Here is a 17,011-nt window from a genome sequence, read left to right on the forward strand (position 1 = left end):
GCCGTTTTGTTTATCCGTTGATGTGTAACGTGTTATGAACAATCAGCGTGAAACGGGGGCGCTATGGAATGGTTGGTTAAGAAATCGCATTATGTCAAAAAGAGGGCGTGCCATGTTCTGGTGCTGTGCGATAGCGGCGGTTCGCTAAAAATGATCGCCGAGGCGAATTCCATGATATTACTGAGTCCCGGCGATATCCTGTCGCCTTTACAGGATGCGCAGTATTGTATTAATCGGGAAAAACACCAGACCTTAAAAATCGTTGATGCACGCTGTTATTCCTGCGACGAATGGCAGCGGTTGACGCGCAAGCCATCATGATCTGGCGGGCAGAAAAATCAGCATTACCCCCGCCATAATGCACAATACGCCGAGCATCGCTTTTAGGCTGAAAGCGCCTTGCAAACCGGGTAACAACATTGAGGCTACCCAGACAAGCACATAACTGAGACTCAGCAGCGCATAGGCTTTGCTGAGCGCGAGCGTGTGTAATGTTTTCTGCCAGCAGAAGACGGAAACCAGATACCCCGCCAAACCGGCGAATAGCGCCAGGGTCGCGGCATTAAATGCGCCCAGCCCGGAAATAAACGCCAGTGGATGCGCTATCGATGGCAGTCGCATCATGGCGAATCCTAAACTCAACTGGGCGAGGGAGGCAATCGCAACGCTTATCAGTCCCCACATTACGCCCATTATGCCGCACTCCCCAGAATGATAATGCCGCTGATAATCAATGCGACGCCCAACCAGTGGCGGGGCGGAACCTGTTCATGCCAGATTTTCCAGGCCGCCAGCGTGACCCAGACAAAATTCAGACTCAACATCGGGTAAGCAATTCCCACCGGCAGGGTTTGTAGCACCAGCAGCCACAGCACCATCGCTGCGCCCAAGCATATCAGCGCCAGGCCCAGCCACAGCATCAGGTGACGGCGGCGTCCGCCCGCCGTCAATGGCCGTGTCGCTTGCTTCTGGCAGAGCTGACCGCCAACGCTGAGCAGACTGGCAAGCACCAGAATGACGCCGATCATTTAGGCCGATACTGAATTAACACCAGACGCCCCTGATAATCAACATTGTCCGCAGGGGGAAGGGAAAGAGCGCTGATGTCTTCATCTTTGGCTATTGAAAGTACTAGCGTAATAATGCCCTCCTGACGATGCTGGTTGAGCCAGGCGTTAAAATCGTCGGCTTTAACGAATTTATCCTGCACATCAGGATAGCTAAGACCATACCTGAGTTCGCCCGCGTGTCCGTAGAGCATAATATCGTCTCGTTTCAGACTCCAGGCCAGCCCGGCGGCGACGCCGACGTTGTCGGCAAGAATATAGCGGCTTGATGCCAAAGGCGCCTGGGTCATTTCGACAAAAAACTGGGGCTGTTTGGACTCCATCACCCTGTCGGGGACGGAAAAGCCGAACAGCAGCGCCAGTCCCAGCGGACAAAACGCGGGTAATAGGTATTTTGGGCTATGACAGAGGCTATACCAGCCCACAAACGCCCAAACAGTAAAGACGCCCCAGACGCAAAAAACTTTATAGGTTTCGATATGCGTCCACACCGGCGATTTCAGCGGGCCCCATGAGGAGACGACAAACGCTGCGACGATCCCGACTAACCCGAACACCAGGTTGATCCCGCCGTTGACACGCAGCGCGGCGACGCCTTCTTTTACGTTATGCAGGACGAAGCGCGCCATGAGTATCGCTATCGGTGCGAAACAGGAAAGAACATAGGTGGGCAGTTTCCCTTTCGCAATACTGAAAAAGAGAAGCGGCATGATCGTCCATCCGAGCAAATAGAATGCGCCGTTTCGCTCGCGCCAGCCCAGTTTAAGCGCGCCAGGCAGTAACCCCAGCCACGGTAAACTTCCCGCGAGCAGTACCGGCAGATAGTACCAGAAAGGGGCTTTATGCTGGGCATCGCTCATGGCGAATCGCTGGATATGCTCCACCCAGAAAAAGTAATGCCAGAAATCGGCTTCGCGTCGCGCAATGGCGATCGCCCAGGGAAGGACAACCACAAAGCAGCTCAAGACCGCCAGCCAGCCGTATAGCAAAAAGTCCTTCCAGCGTTTCTGAACAATAACCCACGGCAGCACGCTCACCACCGGTACGGCCAGGGCGAGGAAGCCTTTAGTTAATACACCCAGACCGCAGGTTGCGCCCAGTAGCAAAAACATCCCAATCTTGCCCGTTCGGGTCGTGGCCTGCATCCCCTGCCAGAAACAACACATCCCGGCCGTAAGCCAAAGCGCGATCATCGGGTCGAGTACTGCATACGTCCCGATACTGTAAACGGCAAAGAGGGAGAGAAAGATAACGGAGGCGAGCAACGCGGTACGTTTATCCCGCCATAAGCGGAACGTCAGCCATGCTACCAGCGCTGCGGCCAGCAATGTCGTTAAAATAGCGCCAGCCCGCACGCCAAAATTGGTAGCGCCAAAAAGCCACTGACCCAGACTGTTTATCCAGTAACCGGCTATCGGTTTTTCAAAATAACGTAATCCCAGAAAATGCGGCACGATCCAGTCGCCAGACGCCAGCATCTCCCGACTTATTTCGGCATAGCGCGTTTCATCCGGCTGCCAGAGCAGGCGGCTATTGACAGGAATAACATAGTAGAGCGCAATAAATGCGGCGAAAGCCAGATAATAGCGTATCGATTTCATCATGAGGCGCTCGCTGCCTGTTGACACCCCAGCCAACCTTCACGGCCAGGGATGTGTCCACGTACAATTTGCCCCAACGGCAGAGACTCAGGCGATGTCGGCAGCAGTTCGCCCAGAGGACAAAAGGTGATCCCCGCGTCGCGTGCACGAACGAGCAAATCTTCAAACAGCGGCTGATGGACAATACCTTCGACTTCCGCATGGATGGTATATACCGGCGTGCCTTTGTCCTGCAACATACGGGAGATAATCCAGGTATTGAACGACTGCGCCTGAACGGCGGGGCCGATAACCTCATCCCACGTGGGTAAGGTGACGGGGATTTGCGGCGTCCCTGTCTGGCCCGGCATCAGTAGCGGACGGAATAAGGTGGTTCCACGGCAATCGCTGTTATACCGCAGGTTGAACGGCTCTTTCGCACGAACAACGCGCCCATCCGCTCGCCAGCCGGCCGCGGCTGAGCAGGTGACGGGTTTTCCGATAATGGCCTCAAGCGCCGTTATGCCGCGCGCGATATCTTCTTCAAGCTGGCGGATACTCCAGTGGCCGCTGTGAGTCTGCCACGCATGGTGATCCCAGGCGTGTAGTCCCGTCTCATGGTATGTTGCCGTTTCACGAATAATCCCGGCATTGGCGTTGCCGATATTTTTTCCCGGCCAGGCGGTGCCGGCCAGCAGGATATCCCAACCGTATAGCGAGGCGGCGTTTGAACGTAGCATTTTCCATAAAAATCGCGGTTTTATCAGACGCCAAAGATGGCGTCCCATATTGTCCGGCCCGACGCTGAAGAAAAAGCTGGCCTGAACGCCGTGGCGATGCAATGTCGCCAGCAGCCGGGGAACACCTTCACGCGTTCCTCGCAAGGTATCAACATCAATGCGTAAACCGACTTTCGTCATGATGCGCGTTCCGCGATATCTACGCTACGCAGGAAGAAGTCCAGCGTTTCTTCAACCGTATCACGCATCGCAATAGACGGCTCCCAGTTCAGACAGCGCCTGGCATTGTCGATACTGGGTTTCCGGTGTGCGACATCCTGATAACCCTTGCCGTAATAACTACGGCTTTCGACGACCTGGAAACCGGCAAACGGTGGGAAATGGCAGCGCAGCGGATGCTTATCAAAACTGTCGAGCAACAGCGTCGCCAGTTCCTGAATACTGGCTTCGTTGTCAGGATTGCCGATATTAATGATTTTGCCATCGCACCGATCGCCATCATTCACAATAATGCGGAATAATGCTTCGATCCCATCGCGAATATCGGTGAAACAGCGCTTCTGCTGACCACCGTCGATAAGCTTGATCGGCGTCCCTTCTACCAGGTTCAGAATCAACTGCGTTATCGCGCGTGAACTGCCGATACGCGCCGCGTTCAGGCTATCCAGCCGCGGCCCCATCCAGTTAAAGGGACGGAAAAGCGTGAAGCGCAATCCCTCTTTTTCTCCATAAGCCCAAATCACCCGGTCGAGAAGCTGTTTGGAAACGGAGTAAATCCAGCGTGGCTTATTCACCGGCCCGACGATCAGATTCGATTTGTCCTCGTCAAAAGAGGCGTCCGTACACATGCCGTACACTTCAGAGGTAGACGGGAAAACCACGCGTTTACGGTATTTCACGCAATAACGGATAATCCGCAGGTTTTCTTCAAAATCAAGTTCAAAGACGCGCAGCGGGTTGCGGGTGTATTCAATCGGGGTAGCAATCGCTACCAGCGGCAGTACGACATCGCATTTTTTGACATGATATTCGATCCATTCTGAGTGGATGCTGATATCTCCCTCCACGAAATGAAAGCGAGGGTGGAGCAGGAATCGGCTAATGGCGTTGCTGCCGATATCCATACCGTAGACCTCGTAATTCTCTTCATTCAGTAACCGTTCGGTCAAATGATTGCCGATAAAACCGTTGACGCCGAGGATGAGAACGCGAATGCGACGTTTACCGCTGGTCGCTGGTGGACGGTTCAAACGCGCGCCCGCCACCAGACCAAGCGTCTGTGCAAGCTGCGAGCCTTGTACAGTAATACCGTCTCCGGCCTGGCCGGTAATAATCTCCAGCGCGCCATCGGCGCAGGCGACCCGCAGCGGAGAGACCGAAATTACCGAGCCGGGAAGCGCGCCCTGCGCATCCGGACAAATTCGGGAAGACCAGATAGTGAATTTTTGCGAGCCGTTATAGCTGAACGCGCCGGGCCAGGGGGCGGCTACCGCCCGCACCAGGTTATGCACCGTGGAAACCGGTTTGTGCCAGTCGATAAGGCCATCTTCCGGCCTGCGGCGACCATAATATGTAGCGTCAGACTCACGCTGGGGAACAGAAGGTATATCGCCGCATTTCATGGTGGGCAGGATGCTATTAAGCAACTGGCGCGCGGCCTGACATAGCTTATGATGCAGGGTAAGCGCAACATCGTCCTGCGCAATAGCAACGCGTTGACTGGCGACAATCTCTCCGGCGTCGGCACGTTTGACCATACGATGCAGCGTTACGCCCGTTTCGCTTTCGCCGTTAACCAGAACCCAGTTTAGCGGCGCACGGCCACGATAGGCAGGCAATAGAGAACCGTGCAGATTGAACGCGCCAGCCGGGGCGAGGTGCAGAATTTCTTCGCTTAACAGGTTGCGGTAATAGAACGAAAAAATAATATCCGGCGCAAGCTCAGCGATGCGGTCGACCCAGATAGGATGGTTTACGTTATCCGGCGCATAAACCGGAATCCCTAATTCTGCCGCCAGCCGGGAGACGGAGCCAAAAAAGGTGTTTTCCGCAGGATTATCGGCATGAGTGAAAATCGCGGCAATCTCATACCCGGCATCCAGTACGGCCTGCACGCCCTGACATCCCATATCGTGATAGGCAAAAATAACGGCTTTCATTGGTGACTTTCCTCAGTAAACGGCGTGCTTTCCGGGTAGATAACTTGTTGAACAAAATAGCGGGGGCGGGCGCGGACATCGTTATAAATGCGACCGATGTATTCGCCCAGCAGCCCCATACCGATGAATTGCGCGCCGATGAAGGTAAACAGGACGGCAAAGAGCATAAATACGCCTTCCGCCGCCCACTGCGGCCCCAGCGCCAGGCGAAGTACAATAAGCAATACCGACAGGCTAAACCCGCCGATGGCGATAACGCTGCCCAGCAGGCTCAACAGGCGCAGCGGCGTCGTCGTCAGGCAGGTCACCAGGTCATACATCAGGTTAATGAGACGCATAAAACTGTATTTAGAGTCGCCAAATTCACGTTCAGCGTGATGCACCGGGATCTCGGTAGCCCGACGAGCGAAAATGTTGGCCAGAATAGGGATAAAGGTGCTGCGTTCATGGCAGCGCAACATAGTATCGATAATAGGGCGGCGATAGGCGCGTAACATGCAGCCGTAATCGCCCATCGCTTTGCCCGTTGTGCGCTGGATCAGTAGATTAATGATTTTTGACGCCGATTTGCGAAACAGGCTGTCCTGTCGGTTCTGGCGCACGGTGCCTACCACATCGAACCCTTCATCGGCTTTCGCCACCAGACGTGGGATCTCTTCCGGCGGGTTTTGCAGATCGGCATCCAGCGTAATGATAAGATCGCCGCTTACATGGCTAAACCCCGCCATAATTGCTGCATGTTGACCGTAGTTACGGTTGAGTAAAATAGAGATGATATGGCTATCGGCCTCCTGGGACGCCTTAACCATCAGCTCCGCCGAGCTATCGCTGCTACCATCATCTATCAATAAAATCTCCCACGCTTTGCCCAGACTCTCGCAGGCGGTGGTGGTGCGTCTTATCAATTCCGGCAGGCTTTCCTGTTCGTTATAGACAGGAATAACCACCGAAACTTTTTTTATGGGGGCGGCGTCAAACATGCTTATTGTCCTGCTAGCTGATGAAGGGCGGTAATGACTCGATCAAAGTCACTCTCGGTCATGTCCGGGAAGAGCGGCAGTGAGCAGATCCGCTCGCTGTTCCACTCGGTGTCAGGCAGCGTGAGCGTTGGGAAACGTTCGCGATAATATTTTTGCGTATGCGCGGCGCGGAAATGCAGCCCTGTGCCGATGCCTTTCGTTTTCAGCGATGCCATCAGAGCATCCCGGGTAATACCGCAGCGGGCTTCATCGACCCGGATAATGAATAAATGCCAGGCGTGAATATGCTCCCACGACGGAAGGCTCAGAGGCTGAAAAGGCAGGTCTGCCATTGCCTGGTGGTACTGCGCTGCGATGGCGGCGCGGCGAGCGTTAAGCGCATCCAGTTTCTGTAACTGAGCAAGCGCGATAGCGGCGTTGAGGTCGGGCAAATTATATTTGTAGCCCGGCGCCAGGACTTCCGCTTGTGGCGCGCGTCCTCCGCTCTGCCGATCCCAGGCATCAACGCCAAGCCCGTGAAACTTGAGACTGCGCAGTTTATCGGCGAATTGCGGGTTATCCGTGACGACGATACCGCCTTCAGCGCAGGTAATGTTCTTAATGGCGTGGAAGGAGAAAATCGCGGTGCCCCGGGCGCCAATGTGGCGACCTTTGTAGCTGGTTCCTGTCGCGTGCGCCGCGTCTTCAATCACTGGAATGCCATAACGCTCGCCAAGAGCGTAAATAGCGTCCAGATCGGCGGGCGCGCCAGCGTAGTGGACGGGGATAATTGCTTTGGTTTGTGGCGTAATCGCGGCTTCGATATGTTCAGGCGTGACCATCAGCGTATCGCGATCGACATCGACCATGACGGGGTTCGCGCCGAGTAAAACGATCATATTTAGCGTAGAAACCCACGTCATTGACGGTGTAATGACCTCGTCGCCTTCACCAATGCCCAGTGCCATCAACGCGATGTGCATACCGGCAGTGGCTGAACTGACGGCAACGGCATATTGATTGCCTGTTAGCCGACAAAACGCCGCTTCCAGTTCCTGATTTTTCGGGCCGGTTGTTATCCAACCTGAGTCCAGTACGGTCTTAACGGCAGCAAGCTCTTCCGCGCCCATCGCCGGACGGGAGAAAGGCAAAAAGTCCGACATCATTTTTCCTTCAGCCATTGAAAGCCGCTTTTCAAATATTTCGGCAATAGAAAAGGGCTTATTTTTTAACGCATTTAGCTGAACCCTACTGGATGAATATTAAATTAACATTAAGAAATTAAGGTGAAGTAAAAAGATAATTTTTAACGGAATTATGCTTTGCTTTCGCCGAAAGTTTAAGGCATTTTATGCATGCCCAAAAGCTGTTTTTATGTTTCTGGCCTGGTCTTCCGTTGCGGAATTTCATTTTAATCGTATTGCTATTAAGTTAGCTGCACTGTCTGCCTGAGAGGTTAATGTGCTGGCATTTACCCTACGCTTTATTAAAAACAAACGCTATCTCGCGACTCTGGCGGGGGCGTTGGTTATTATCGCCGGGTTGACCTCACAACATGCCTGGAGTGGTAACGGTCTACCGCAGATTAACGGTAAAGCGCTGGCGGCGCTGGCGAAACAGCATCCGGTAGTCGTGTTATTCCGCCATGCCGAGCGGTGCGATCGTTCCGATAATACCTGCCTGTCAGACAGCACGGGGATTACGGTCAACGGTGCGCAAGATGCCAGAGCGCTGGGTAAAGCCTTCAGTGCCGATATACAAAATTACAATCTCTATTCCAGTAATACGGTGCGCACCATCCAGTCGGCAACCTGGTTTTCTGCGGGCAGGTCGCTTACGGTGGATAAAAAAATGATGGATTGCGGCAGCGGTATTTATGCTTCAATCAATACGTTACTGAAAAAGTCGCAGAATAAAAATATAGTCATTTTTACCCATAATCATTGTTTGACGTATATTGCAAAAAATAAGCGCGGCGTAAAGTTTGATCCGGACTATCTTAATGCGCTCGTTATGCATGCGGAAAACGGAAAACTCTTTTTAGATGGTGAATTTGTTCCCGGCTAGCCGCATGTTAAAAGCGTAAAGACACCCTGAAGCGGCTGTCGTCATTATAATAACCCTTTCAATGCTAATGTGTGGCGTGTCGCTACATTCAAATCATACAGCGCCAGTTCTTCTGGCTTGACCCAGGCGTAGTCCTGAAATTCGTCGTTAATACATATATCGCGATTAGCGGAAACACAGTCGAAGATGAGATAAATCATATAAATCTCTTCTTGTCTGCCATCAGCGTAGGTTTTAACGCGGATATCGTCGCGGAAGGTCCACGGCGTAATATCGCTCAGAATCAGTTGTTCGCCGAGTTCCTCCCGAATCTCCCGACGCAGCGCCTCTTCAATGCGTTCGCCCGGCTCGACCCCGCCGCCCGACAGCGCCCACTGACCGGGAAAGACGCCGTGGTTGTCGGCCATTTTGCACAGCAGATAACAGCCATCATTTTGAATTAATGGGCAAACTATAGTTCGTTGACGCATAAGTCGCTTCCTTAAACCACCAGGTCATCAGCTTAACAAATCGTTCTGCGAAATTCTTTGTGAAAAATGGAAGCGATAACGCAGACTGCGTTTTTTGTTAATCCTGTTGATGCAGGCGTCGCCATGTGATGGCGCAATGATGCGGCATGGCGAAAGTAGTATTTCGTTACAATATGTTTTTGGAATGGTTTTTTAGTGCATTGATTCCTCAGCGTCTGGCAGTACAATTCTGCCGTTTTGGGGAGTTTTTCTTTATGTGCTTGCTGGAAAGGGTAAAAATGAAAAAAAGCATATTATTAGGTTTTGCCGGAATGCTGTTCGTTTCTGCATCGGCGCAGGCCATCAGTATTAGCGGCCAGGCGGGCGAAGATTACACCAACATTGGCGTGGGTTTTGGTACGGAATCGACGGGACTGGCGCTAAGCGGCAACTGGATGCACAACGATGATGATGGCGACGCTGCGGGCGTGGGTCTGGGGCTGAACATTCCGGTGGGACCGCTGCTGGCGACGGTCGGCGGTAAAGGTATTTATACCAATCCGAAAGACAGCGATGAAGGCTATGCGGCGGCTGTCGGCGGCGGGCTACAATGGAAAATCGGCAACAGCTTCCGTCTGTTCGGCGAGTATTATTATTCACCAGATTCGCTGTCCAGCGGTATCGACAGCTATGAAGAAGCGAATGCAGGCGCGCGTTTCACCATTATGCGCCCGCTGAGCATTGAAGCCGGTTATCGTTACCTGAACCTGGCGGGTAAAGACGGCAACCGCGACAATGCGATTGCTGACGGCCCTTATGTTGGCGTAAACGCCAGCTTTTGATGCTAACGGCGCGGCAATCGTCGCGCCATATTCCTCCTTTTCCCGTCATTCTTCTTTCCACGTCATATTCGTCTTTGCGTTATAGTGTTTTCATCATAAGAGCAGGAGAACACAATGCTAAATGTGGAAATGCTATCCACCGGGGATGAGGTGTTGCACGGACAAATCGTTGACACCAATGCCGCCTGGCTGGCTGATTTTTTCTTTCATCAGGGCGTTCCGTTATCACGGCGAAATACGGTAGGCGATAACCTGGACAGTCTGGTCGCTATCTTGCGTGAACGCAGTCAACATGCTGATGTTTTGATTGTTAATGGCGGGTTAGGGCCGACCAGCGATGATTTAAGCGCGCTCGCCGCGGCAACGGCAAAAGGCGAAGGATTAGTACTGCACCAGGCGTGGCTGACCGAAATGGAACGTTATTTTCAGCAGCGCGGTCGTGTGATGGCGCCGAGCAACCGTAAACAGGCGGAACTGCCTGCCAGCGCGGAGTTTATTAATAATCCGGTCGGCACTGCCTGTGGATTTGCGCTACAGCTCAACCGCTGCCTGATGTTTTTCACCCCCGGCGTACCGTCTGAATTTAAGGTTATGGTGGAGAAGGAAATCTTACCGCGGTTACGCGCGCGTTTTTCGCTGCCGGAGCCGCCGCTTTGCCTGCGGTTAACGACTTTTGGACGTTCAGAAAGCGACCTGGCGCAGCGTCTCGACGCACTGCCGTTGCCGCCCGGCGTGACGATGGGGTATCGCTCATCAATGCCGATCATTGAACTGAAGTTGACCGGCCCGGCTACGCAACGGGAGGCGATGCTGGCGTTATGGCCAGAGGTCAAACGGGTTGCCGGACAGAATCTGATTTTTGAAGGTACGGAAAACCTGCCAGCGCAAATAGCCCGCCGCCTGCAGGAAAGGCAGTTGAGTCTGACGTTGAGCGAGCAATACACCAGCGGCTTACTGGCGCTACAGCTTTCCCGCGCCGGGGCGCCTGTTCTTGCCAGCGAAGTCGTTCCTTCTCAGGAAGAGACGCTGGCGCAAACGGCACACTGGACGACAGAACGACGCAGCAATCATTATGCCGGTCTGGCGCTGGCCGTGTCGGGGCTGGAAAACGAACATCTTAATTTCGCGCTGGCGACGCCGGATGGCACGTATGCCTTACGCGTGCGTTTTAGCGCCAATCGGTATAGTCTGGCAATACGTCAGGAGGTCTGTGCGATGATGGCGCTAAATATGCTGCGCCGCTGGCTTAATGGCGAGGACATTATCAGCGAGCATGGCTGGATAGACGTGGTTGAATCATTGACGGCATAGAACTTTTAGTGGGAAGGTCTGGCCTTCCCACCCTTATATACTTATAAATTCTTCGCAGAGCATCATTTCAGGATAAGAGCCTAATGGGATAGGCTCTAAGTACTCACCATTACTGGAGACTGTATTCATATATTTGTCGCCGGGTTTGGGTGTTAAATAGTGTTTGTTCCTCTACTGGAAGCGTTAAGAAATTTTCCGCAAATTCTCGTAGTGTGGTAACAGGATCGTTTTGTCCGGCTTTCGATAAGAGTTGAATTGCATGGTAACAAAATAGACCACAGCCGTTGGGTACATTATTCTGTAAATTAATTTCGATAAAATTAACCTCATCGTTTTCTGATATACCTGCAATCTTTGCTGCTTCTATAATCTCTTGCTTAGTATTTTCATTTAAATCATGATAACTGTTAAATATGAGACATTTTATTTTTTCTGCAAGTTTATAAAATAAACAGAGAAGCCAGTGATCTCCTGTATTTATCAGAAAGATTTCATTTTCACATAATCCTGATTGAGCAATCTTTTCAAGTAGCTGAGTGCTTAATATATTTTCTTTGGTGGTAGGATGAATAAGTCCAATGGGATAGTTTACCGAGAGAAAAGGTGATTCTTGAACCAGACCTTGCGTTGCAGCTGCCAGCTCATCTGACGACATCATTCGCACACCACACCAAAGATTTTCAACTCCAACCTGTTCTTTATCTGTCTGAGCGAACTGGTTGCCCATAATTTTATGTGCTATTTCTATTTTTTTAGAAAGGTCGGTTGTCGCGGAACCGGCCATATAAAGTAATCTGGAAGGGGCATGTAGCTTTTTCCACTCAGTATTATTTTTTGTTATATCGTTATTGGCAATTTGATGTAATACAAGGCAAGCCTGATTGATTTTTTTATCTATATCTGGTGAGCCCGATCTTTTTCCGCTAAAGAGATCAAAAAGTAATTTCTCAACTTTATGTCCCAGGTCATCGTTGCGTAATGCAAGATTGCATAACAGATCAATACAATTCTGATCACCGTTCTCTACGGCGCTAAACAACAATGTAAGCGCCTCATCGCTCACCTCTTCTGTATATAAGCTGTGAAATTGCGGTATGCTCAATCGGTAAAGTGAATTTACACATATATTCATTTTGCTCTGTTTCCTGGTAAGTGAAAGTAGCGAATATGATGTCATGTATAATTATTTGTAAAAATATTATTATTAGTGGGGGATATATTAAATCAGGCATAGACCTGATTTTATTATTATTCACATAACACTCAATTATTATTGGGGATATTTAGTTATCCCTCTCTTTAAAGGGGGCTGGTAACGCGTCGATACAAGAGATATTGCTCTATACACAGTAACGTCGTTATCTGTCATGCCACCATGGGTTAGCGGTCATGGTTAACCAAATAGGGCAGGTTATTGCAAAGAGACATCCGCGTTTATACCCAAAATAATCCGTAGCCAACACATAAGCAACTTGAAGTATGAAGGGTATATGTCTGATGGAAAATCGTCCCTGGTGAGTAGGGTAATAGCGCCGGAGGGACTCCGGCGCTTTTTACTTAGCCGAGCGCCTGGGCCAGTAGCGTAATGGGGTGTTCGCAGCGTTTGCTTGTAGACATCTCAATTTGCCACTTACAGGTTTCACAATCGGTGACGACAATGTCGGCGCCGCTCTCTTCAATCTGGCGGAACAGCGGCGCGCCGATGGACTGTGATGTCGGATAGTTTTCCTTTTTAAATCCATACGTACCGGCAATGCCGCAGCACTGTGAATCAAGTACCGTCAATTCAAGCCCCGGAATTTGCCGCAATAATTCAAGCGTGTAAAGCGTCCAGCCCATTTTTTCCATATGACACGGCGTATGGTAGACCACTTTCAGCGGCAAAGGATTAAGCGGCAGCGTTTTCCCGGCATCCAGTTTGCGCCATAGCCAGCGGGTGGCCAGCTCGATATGTTCGCGCAGCCCGGCGTTGTCCACGTCCAGCACTTCAGGATATTCATCGCGCAACGCAAACGTACAGGTGGATGACGTGGCGATGACCGGAATACCTTTGACGGCAATCGCCTCGCGTAGCGACTCCACATTGCTGATAGCCTGTTTGCGAGCTTTATCCGTAAAACCGTTAGCGATCAGCGGTACGCCGCAACACTTCTCTTTACTCAGTAACTGTACGCCAGTACCCATTGCGTTCAGCACCTTAATCAGATCTTTTCCGAGCTGCGGATGGTTGTAATTCACAAAACAGCCATGGAAAAAGGCGACCTGATCTTTGTATTTAGCCTGCTGCGCCGCCACGCTACGATACCAGCGGCGGAAGGTGCCGAAAGAGTATTTTGGTAAGGTGCGGCGATGATCGATTTTGAGCGCGTAATCAAGCAACTGGCGCACTGGCTTTAATGCGGTGGCGGTATTGACCACCGGCGCGAACGGCGTTGAAACGCTGCCCATCAGATCGGTATGGCTGAGAATAAAGTTACGCAATGACGGGCGCGTCGTATCGTATTTCGCGCGGGCGCGCTGGATGATATCGCCAATCTTCACGTCCGACGGACAGGCGACCTCACACCGTTTGCAGTTAATGCAATATTTCAGCGCCTCATCATACAGTGCGCCGTCTTTCAGACGCAGGCGTTCGCCATCCGGTCCGGCCTGTTTAGGGCCAGGGTAGCCTGGATTAACGCGGCTGACCGGGCACGCGGTGGTGCACACCGTACATTTAATACAACTTTCAAAACGTGTGTCGCTCATTGCTGTTCTCCTGCACGCTCAGCGATATGGTGCGCGGCCTGGAGGGCGCTGACTGCGCAGACGCCGCCGCCGCATCCCTCAGCTATAGGATCGAATCCCGCCAGCACAGAACCTATTGCATACAGATTTTCTACCGTGTTGCCCGCAAGGGAGGGGCGGAAAGCATCATCCGTCACGACGCCAAACTGCTGCCAGGGCTGTGGGTCGAAGAAATGTTGTTGATACCATTCGGCGCGGGTGGCCGTTTGCTGTACGTCGAGCCCTAAAATAGGTTCGCGGATCCCTTCGCGCTCGGCAACCAGACCGCTACTAAAGAAGCTACCGCTGGCAAGTACGGCAAAACGCGGGCGCAGTGGGATATCGGCATGGTTGCGGGTCCATATTTCGCTCACGGTACCGCGACGGCAGGTGACTTTCTTCACTTCATCGCCCGGCATCCAGATGCCGCCCTGACGGACAAACTGGCGCTGGAGCTGATTGTGCAGACGAATACCGAGCACCGATGGCGGCAGCGTCGGCAGCAGCGTGAGCGCGCAGGGCAGACGTTCATTAAGCCAGCGCCACAGCGTATCGTTCGCCAGCCCGAAACAGGCGGGCATGATGATCATGTCGCAGTTTGTCGCTATTGGCGACAGCGCGTCGTACAGCAGCGGCCATTTTTCTTCGTTATCAAGCAGACGCGCGATATTGACCGCGCGAAATTCCGTCGGGTTATCACGCAGTACGTCCAGTTCCGGAAGGTCGATTTCTGCGGTTTCCACGTTGAGATCGCGTTGACGCAGCGACGCTGCCGCAAGGTGCGCCTGGAAATCCAGTAATCCGCTAACGCCGACGACGCAAATTCGCTGTGCGGATAACGGCCAGACCGGAACTTCCGGCGAGCTAAGCCAGGTTGAACGCAATGTGCCAAGCGGCGTGACACGCTGGTGCGCCTGCTGTACGTCGCCGTATAACTGCGCGCCGCTGGCGTTAAGTAGCGTTTGCGCCTGTTGCGCCAGCGTAAGGACTTTTTGCGCGCCTAAACGCGAATAAGGATGTTCAGGCGCCTGGCGGCGCAGCGCATCAAGCCCGGCGGTAATGTCGGTCACCGGTTGGCCGTCGGGCAGGGTGCTGAGCAGATCCAGCGAGCCGGAGGAAAAATGCAGCGCGCTTTGTCCGCGGGTGACGATGGCGCAGCGTAATCCATGCTGCTGGAGTTGCAGTCCGCACAGCAAACCGGCGAGACCGCCGCCCATAATAACCGTATCAAATTTCATCCTGGTGCTCCTTCTCCAGACCGCATAATCCCTGATAAACCCAGCGCGTGAATTCGCTTTCGCGCAGCGCGTCTCCCCAGGCGACAGGTTGTACGCCTTTCCAGCGCTCATTCAGAAATTCAGAGAGTTGCGTAATAGATTGCGCCGCGGTCGTCACATTAAAACGCTGCAATAGCCCGGCCGCGCGGCAGGCGCACAGTTCGCCCTGGCAAGTGCCCATCCCTACGCGGGTGCGACGGCGCAGATCCAGCAGGCTATTCACGGTTAGGTTTTCGACGGCATACTGCACTTCCCCCGCCGTGACGGCCTCGCATTCACAGACCAGGCTACGGTGTTGGCGGCCTTCGCTCAGCCACCCCGGCGTGCGATCGCCATGCCGATAAACCGCCGATCCGCGTAGCGGCGCGGGAAGCGAGATAATGCGTTTCAGCGTATGTTCCGTAGACTCTTTTGAGCCAGGCAACGGCGTATCCGCCGTGATGCAGGGGCGAGTATTGCCCAACTTGCGGCACACGGCATCGGTCGCCCATTCCGCCATCAGGCGGTAAGTCATTAGCTTCCCGCCGGTAATGGTAATGAAGCCATCAAGCCCGTCGCGTTCGGCGTGGTCGAACAACACAATACCGCGGCTGACGTTACGACCGCTGGGATCGTCATCGCTGGCCACCAGCGGGCGGACGCCGGAATACGCGCGCAGAATACGCGTCTTCGCCATGACAGGGGCCAGTTTTTCCCCTTCACGCAGCAGGATATCGACTTCATCTGCGGTGACGCGGTTGCTGTCTATCTCATTGTAATCAATATGGGTAGAGGTGGTGCCGATCAGTGAAATCGTATCGCCAGGTACCAGAATGTCGGCATCCGATGGTTTCCGGCAGCGGTTAATGACATGCTGGTTGATCCGATGGTCCATGATCAACAGCGAGCCTTTCGCCGGGAACATGCGAATACTCAGGTCGGCGTATTCGGCGATCCGTTGCCCCCAGATACCTGCCGCATTGACCACCACCGGCGCGTGAAGCGTCTGGGTTTCGCCAGTGAGATGGTTGCGCACATGGACGCCGCAGACCGTTGCGCCTTCACGAATGAGCCCGGTCACTTCATGCGCCGTTAACACGATTGCGCCATGTTCTCTGGCATCCAACATATTGGCGGCGGTAAGGCGGAAAGGGTCCACGGTGCCATCCGGCACTTTTACCGCACCGATGAGCGCAGGGTTAACGGAAGGTTCGATGATGCGAGCCTGCTGCGGATCGATGGCTTCAGCGCGAATGCCTGCCGCTTCACAGGCGCGAATAAAGGTGGCCTGAAACGCAAGATCATCTTCCGGCAACGTAATAAACAGACCATCCGTCGGTTCGACGCAATGGCGGGCGATCCGTTTTAAAATCTGGTTTTCACTAATGCACTCGCGCGCGGATTCCGCGTCGGTAACCGCATAACGAGCGCCGCTGTGCAGCAGCCCGTGGTTACGCCCGGTCGCGCCGGTCGCTATATCATGCCGTTCCACCAGAATGACACGTAAACCGCGCAGCGCGCAGTCGCGGGCGATCCCTGCGCCTGTTGCTCCACCGCCAATGATAATCACGTCACTTGCTTGCGAGTCGCGAGTTTTCATTGTTTTTCCTCACAGTTCGTTTTTTATCATTTAGCCATACAAATCATATGGAATGTTTGATTTCGCGCATAATCGCTCACTATTCGAAAATGAAACGTGATTTCGTGCGCCTTTCTGAACATTGGTCATAAAACTGTAACAATATGTGCTGTAATTCACATTAACGTGACGTATCTTTACTTAACATCGCGGCCACACTGGGAGCAGCGGGGTTG

16 protein-coding genes are annotated in these 17,011 nt (G+C 52.9%); 4 read left to right on the plus strand and 12 right to left on the minus strand.

From position 1 onward, the window contains the following. Window positions 1-63: 63 nt before the first annotated feature. Window positions 64-321 (plus strand): signal transduction protein PmrD, encoded by a 258-nt coding sequence (pmrD, locus tag QEN32_RS07270; protein WP_000455132.1) that lies wholly within the window; start codon window positions 64-66, stop codon window positions 319-321. On the opposite strand, the gene arnF is transcribed toward pmrD, so the two are convergent. The 7 genes from arnF to arnB are packed head-to-tail and all read right to left on the minus strand — an operon-like array spanning window position 316 to window position 7,668. Continuing rightward, the gene (gene arnF, locus QEN32_RS07275) at window positions 316-693 is read right to left on the minus strand and encodes a 4-amino-4-deoxy-L-arabinose-phosphoundecaprenol flippase subunit ArnF (RefSeq protein WP_000538694.1); all 378 of its coding nucleotides are present in this window, start codon (window positions 691-693) and stop codon (window positions 316-318) included. The genes pmrD and arnF overlap by 6 nt on opposite strands. Further along, window positions 693-1,028 carry a 4-amino-4-deoxy-L-arabinose-phosphoundecaprenol flippase subunit ArnE gene (gene arnE, locus QEN32_RS07280; RefSeq protein ID WP_265322260.1) on the minus strand — a complete coding sequence of 112 codons (336 nt, stop codon included), beginning with the start codon at window positions 1,026-1,028 and terminating at the stop codon, window positions 693-695. The genes arnF and arnE overlap by 1 nt, the downstream gene beginning before the upstream one ends. Beyond that, window positions 1,025-2,671, minus strand: a complete 1,647-nt coding sequence (gene arnT, locus QEN32_RS07285) for a lipid IV(A) 4-amino-4-deoxy-L-arabinosyltransferase (protein ID WP_265322261.1) — start codon at window positions 2,669-2,671, stop codon at window positions 1,025-1,027. Before arnT ends, arnE begins: the two co-directional genes overlap by 4 nt. Then, the gene (gene arnD / locus QEN32_RS07290) at window positions 2,668-3,567 is read right to left on the minus strand and encodes a 4-deoxy-4-formamido-L-arabinose-phosphoundecaprenol deformylase (protein ID WP_000169760.1); all 900 of its coding nucleotides are present in this window, start codon (window positions 3,565-3,567) and stop codon (window positions 2,668-2,670) included. The genes arnT and arnD overlap by 4 nt, the downstream gene beginning before the upstream one ends. After that, window positions 3,564-5,546 (minus strand): bifunctional UDP-4-amino-4-deoxy-L-arabinose formyltransferase/UDP-glucuronic acid oxidase ArnA, encoded by a 1,983-nt coding sequence (gene arnA / locus QEN32_RS07295; RefSeq protein WP_265322262.1) that lies wholly within the window; start codon window positions 5,544-5,546, stop codon window positions 3,564-3,566. The genes arnD and arnA overlap by 4 nt, the downstream gene beginning before the upstream one ends. After that, window positions 5,543-6,526 carry an undecaprenyl-phosphate 4-deoxy-4-formamido-L-arabinose transferase gene (arnC, locus tag QEN32_RS07300; protein ID WP_000458893.1) on the minus strand — a complete coding sequence of 328 codons (984 nt, stop codon included), beginning with the start codon at window positions 6,524-6,526 and terminating at the stop codon, window positions 5,543-5,545. Before arnC ends, arnA begins: the two co-directional genes overlap by 4 nt. Window positions 6,527-6,528: 2 nt before the next feature. Beyond that, window positions 6,529-7,668, minus strand: a complete 1,140-nt coding sequence (gene arnB / locus QEN32_RS07305) for a UDP-4-amino-4-deoxy-L-arabinose aminotransferase (RefSeq protein WP_265322268.1) — start codon at window positions 7,666-7,668, stop codon at window positions 6,529-6,531. 298 nt (window positions 7,669-7,966) lie between these two features. Here arnB and pmrG point away from each other — a divergent pair, with 298 nt between their 5' ends. Further along, window positions 7,967-8,572 (plus strand): lipopolysaccharide core heptose(II)-phosphate phosphatase PmrG, encoded by a 606-nt coding sequence (gene pmrG, locus QEN32_RS07310; RefSeq protein ID WP_000879258.1) that lies wholly within the window; start codon window positions 7,967-7,969, stop codon window positions 8,570-8,572. Between the two features lie 44 nt (window positions 8,573-8,616). Here the strand turns inward: pmrG and nudI are convergent, their stop codons facing one another. Continuing rightward, window positions 8,617-9,042, minus strand: coding sequence for a nucleoside triphosphatase NudI (gene nudI / locus QEN32_RS07315; RefSeq protein WP_265322263.1), 426 nt, complete (start codon window positions 9,040-9,042; stop codon window positions 8,617-8,619). A 278-nt stretch (window positions 9,043-9,320) separates the two neighbouring features. Here nudI and QEN32_RS07320 point away from each other — a divergent pair, with 278 nt between their 5' ends. Beyond that, the gene (locus tag QEN32_RS07320; RefSeq protein WP_001670658.1) at window positions 9,321-9,863 is read left to right on the plus strand and encodes a YfaZ family protein; all 543 of its coding nucleotides are present in this window, start codon (window positions 9,321-9,323) and stop codon (window positions 9,861-9,863) included. Window positions 9,864-9,977: 114 nt separating this feature from the next. Continuing rightward, window positions 9,978-11,174: a nicotinamide mononucleotide deamidase-related protein YfaY gene (locus QEN32_RS07325; protein ID WP_001528370.1), complete on the plus strand. Its 1,197-nt coding sequence runs from the start codon at window positions 9,978-9,980 to the stop codon at window positions 11,172-11,174. 109 nt (window positions 11,175-11,283) lie between these two features. Here the strand turns inward: QEN32_RS07325 and sseL are convergent, their stop codons facing one another. The 4 genes from sseL to glpA all read right to left on the minus strand — a co-directional run bounded on the left by sseL (window position 11,284) and on the right by glpA (window position 16,796). Beyond that, window positions 11,284-12,306 carry an SPI-2 type III secretion system effector deubiquitinase SseL gene (sseL, locus tag QEN32_RS07330; protein WP_265322264.1) on the minus strand — a complete coding sequence of 341 codons (1,023 nt, stop codon included), beginning with the start codon at window positions 12,304-12,306 and terminating at the stop codon, window positions 11,284-11,286. Window positions 12,307-12,731: 425 nt separating this feature from the next. Continuing rightward, window positions 12,732-13,922, minus strand: a complete 1,191-nt coding sequence (glpC, locus tag QEN32_RS07335) for an anaerobic glycerol-3-phosphate dehydrogenase subunit GlpC (protein ID WP_001285726.1) — start codon at window positions 13,920-13,922, stop codon at window positions 12,732-12,734. Beyond that, window positions 13,919-15,178, minus strand: coding sequence for a glycerol-3-phosphate dehydrogenase subunit GlpB (glpB, locus tag QEN32_RS07340; RefSeq protein WP_000667162.1), 1,260 nt, complete (start codon window positions 15,176-15,178; stop codon window positions 13,919-13,921). Before glpB ends, glpC begins: the two co-directional genes overlap by 4 nt. Next, a complete protein-coding gene (glpA, locus tag QEN32_RS07345; protein WP_000857205.1) occupies window positions 15,168-16,796 on the minus strand; it encodes an anaerobic glycerol-3-phosphate dehydrogenase subunit A in 1,629 nt (542 codons plus the stop codon). The genes glpB and glpA overlap by 11 nt, the downstream gene beginning before the upstream one ends. Between the last annotated feature and the right edge of the window lie 215 nt (window positions 16,797-17,011).

Source organism: Salmonella sp. SA14318 (assembly GCF_029866905.1).
Taxonomy (GTDB): domain Bacteria; phylum Pseudomonadota; class Gammaproteobacteria; order Enterobacterales; family Enterobacteriaceae; genus Salmonella; species Salmonella enterica.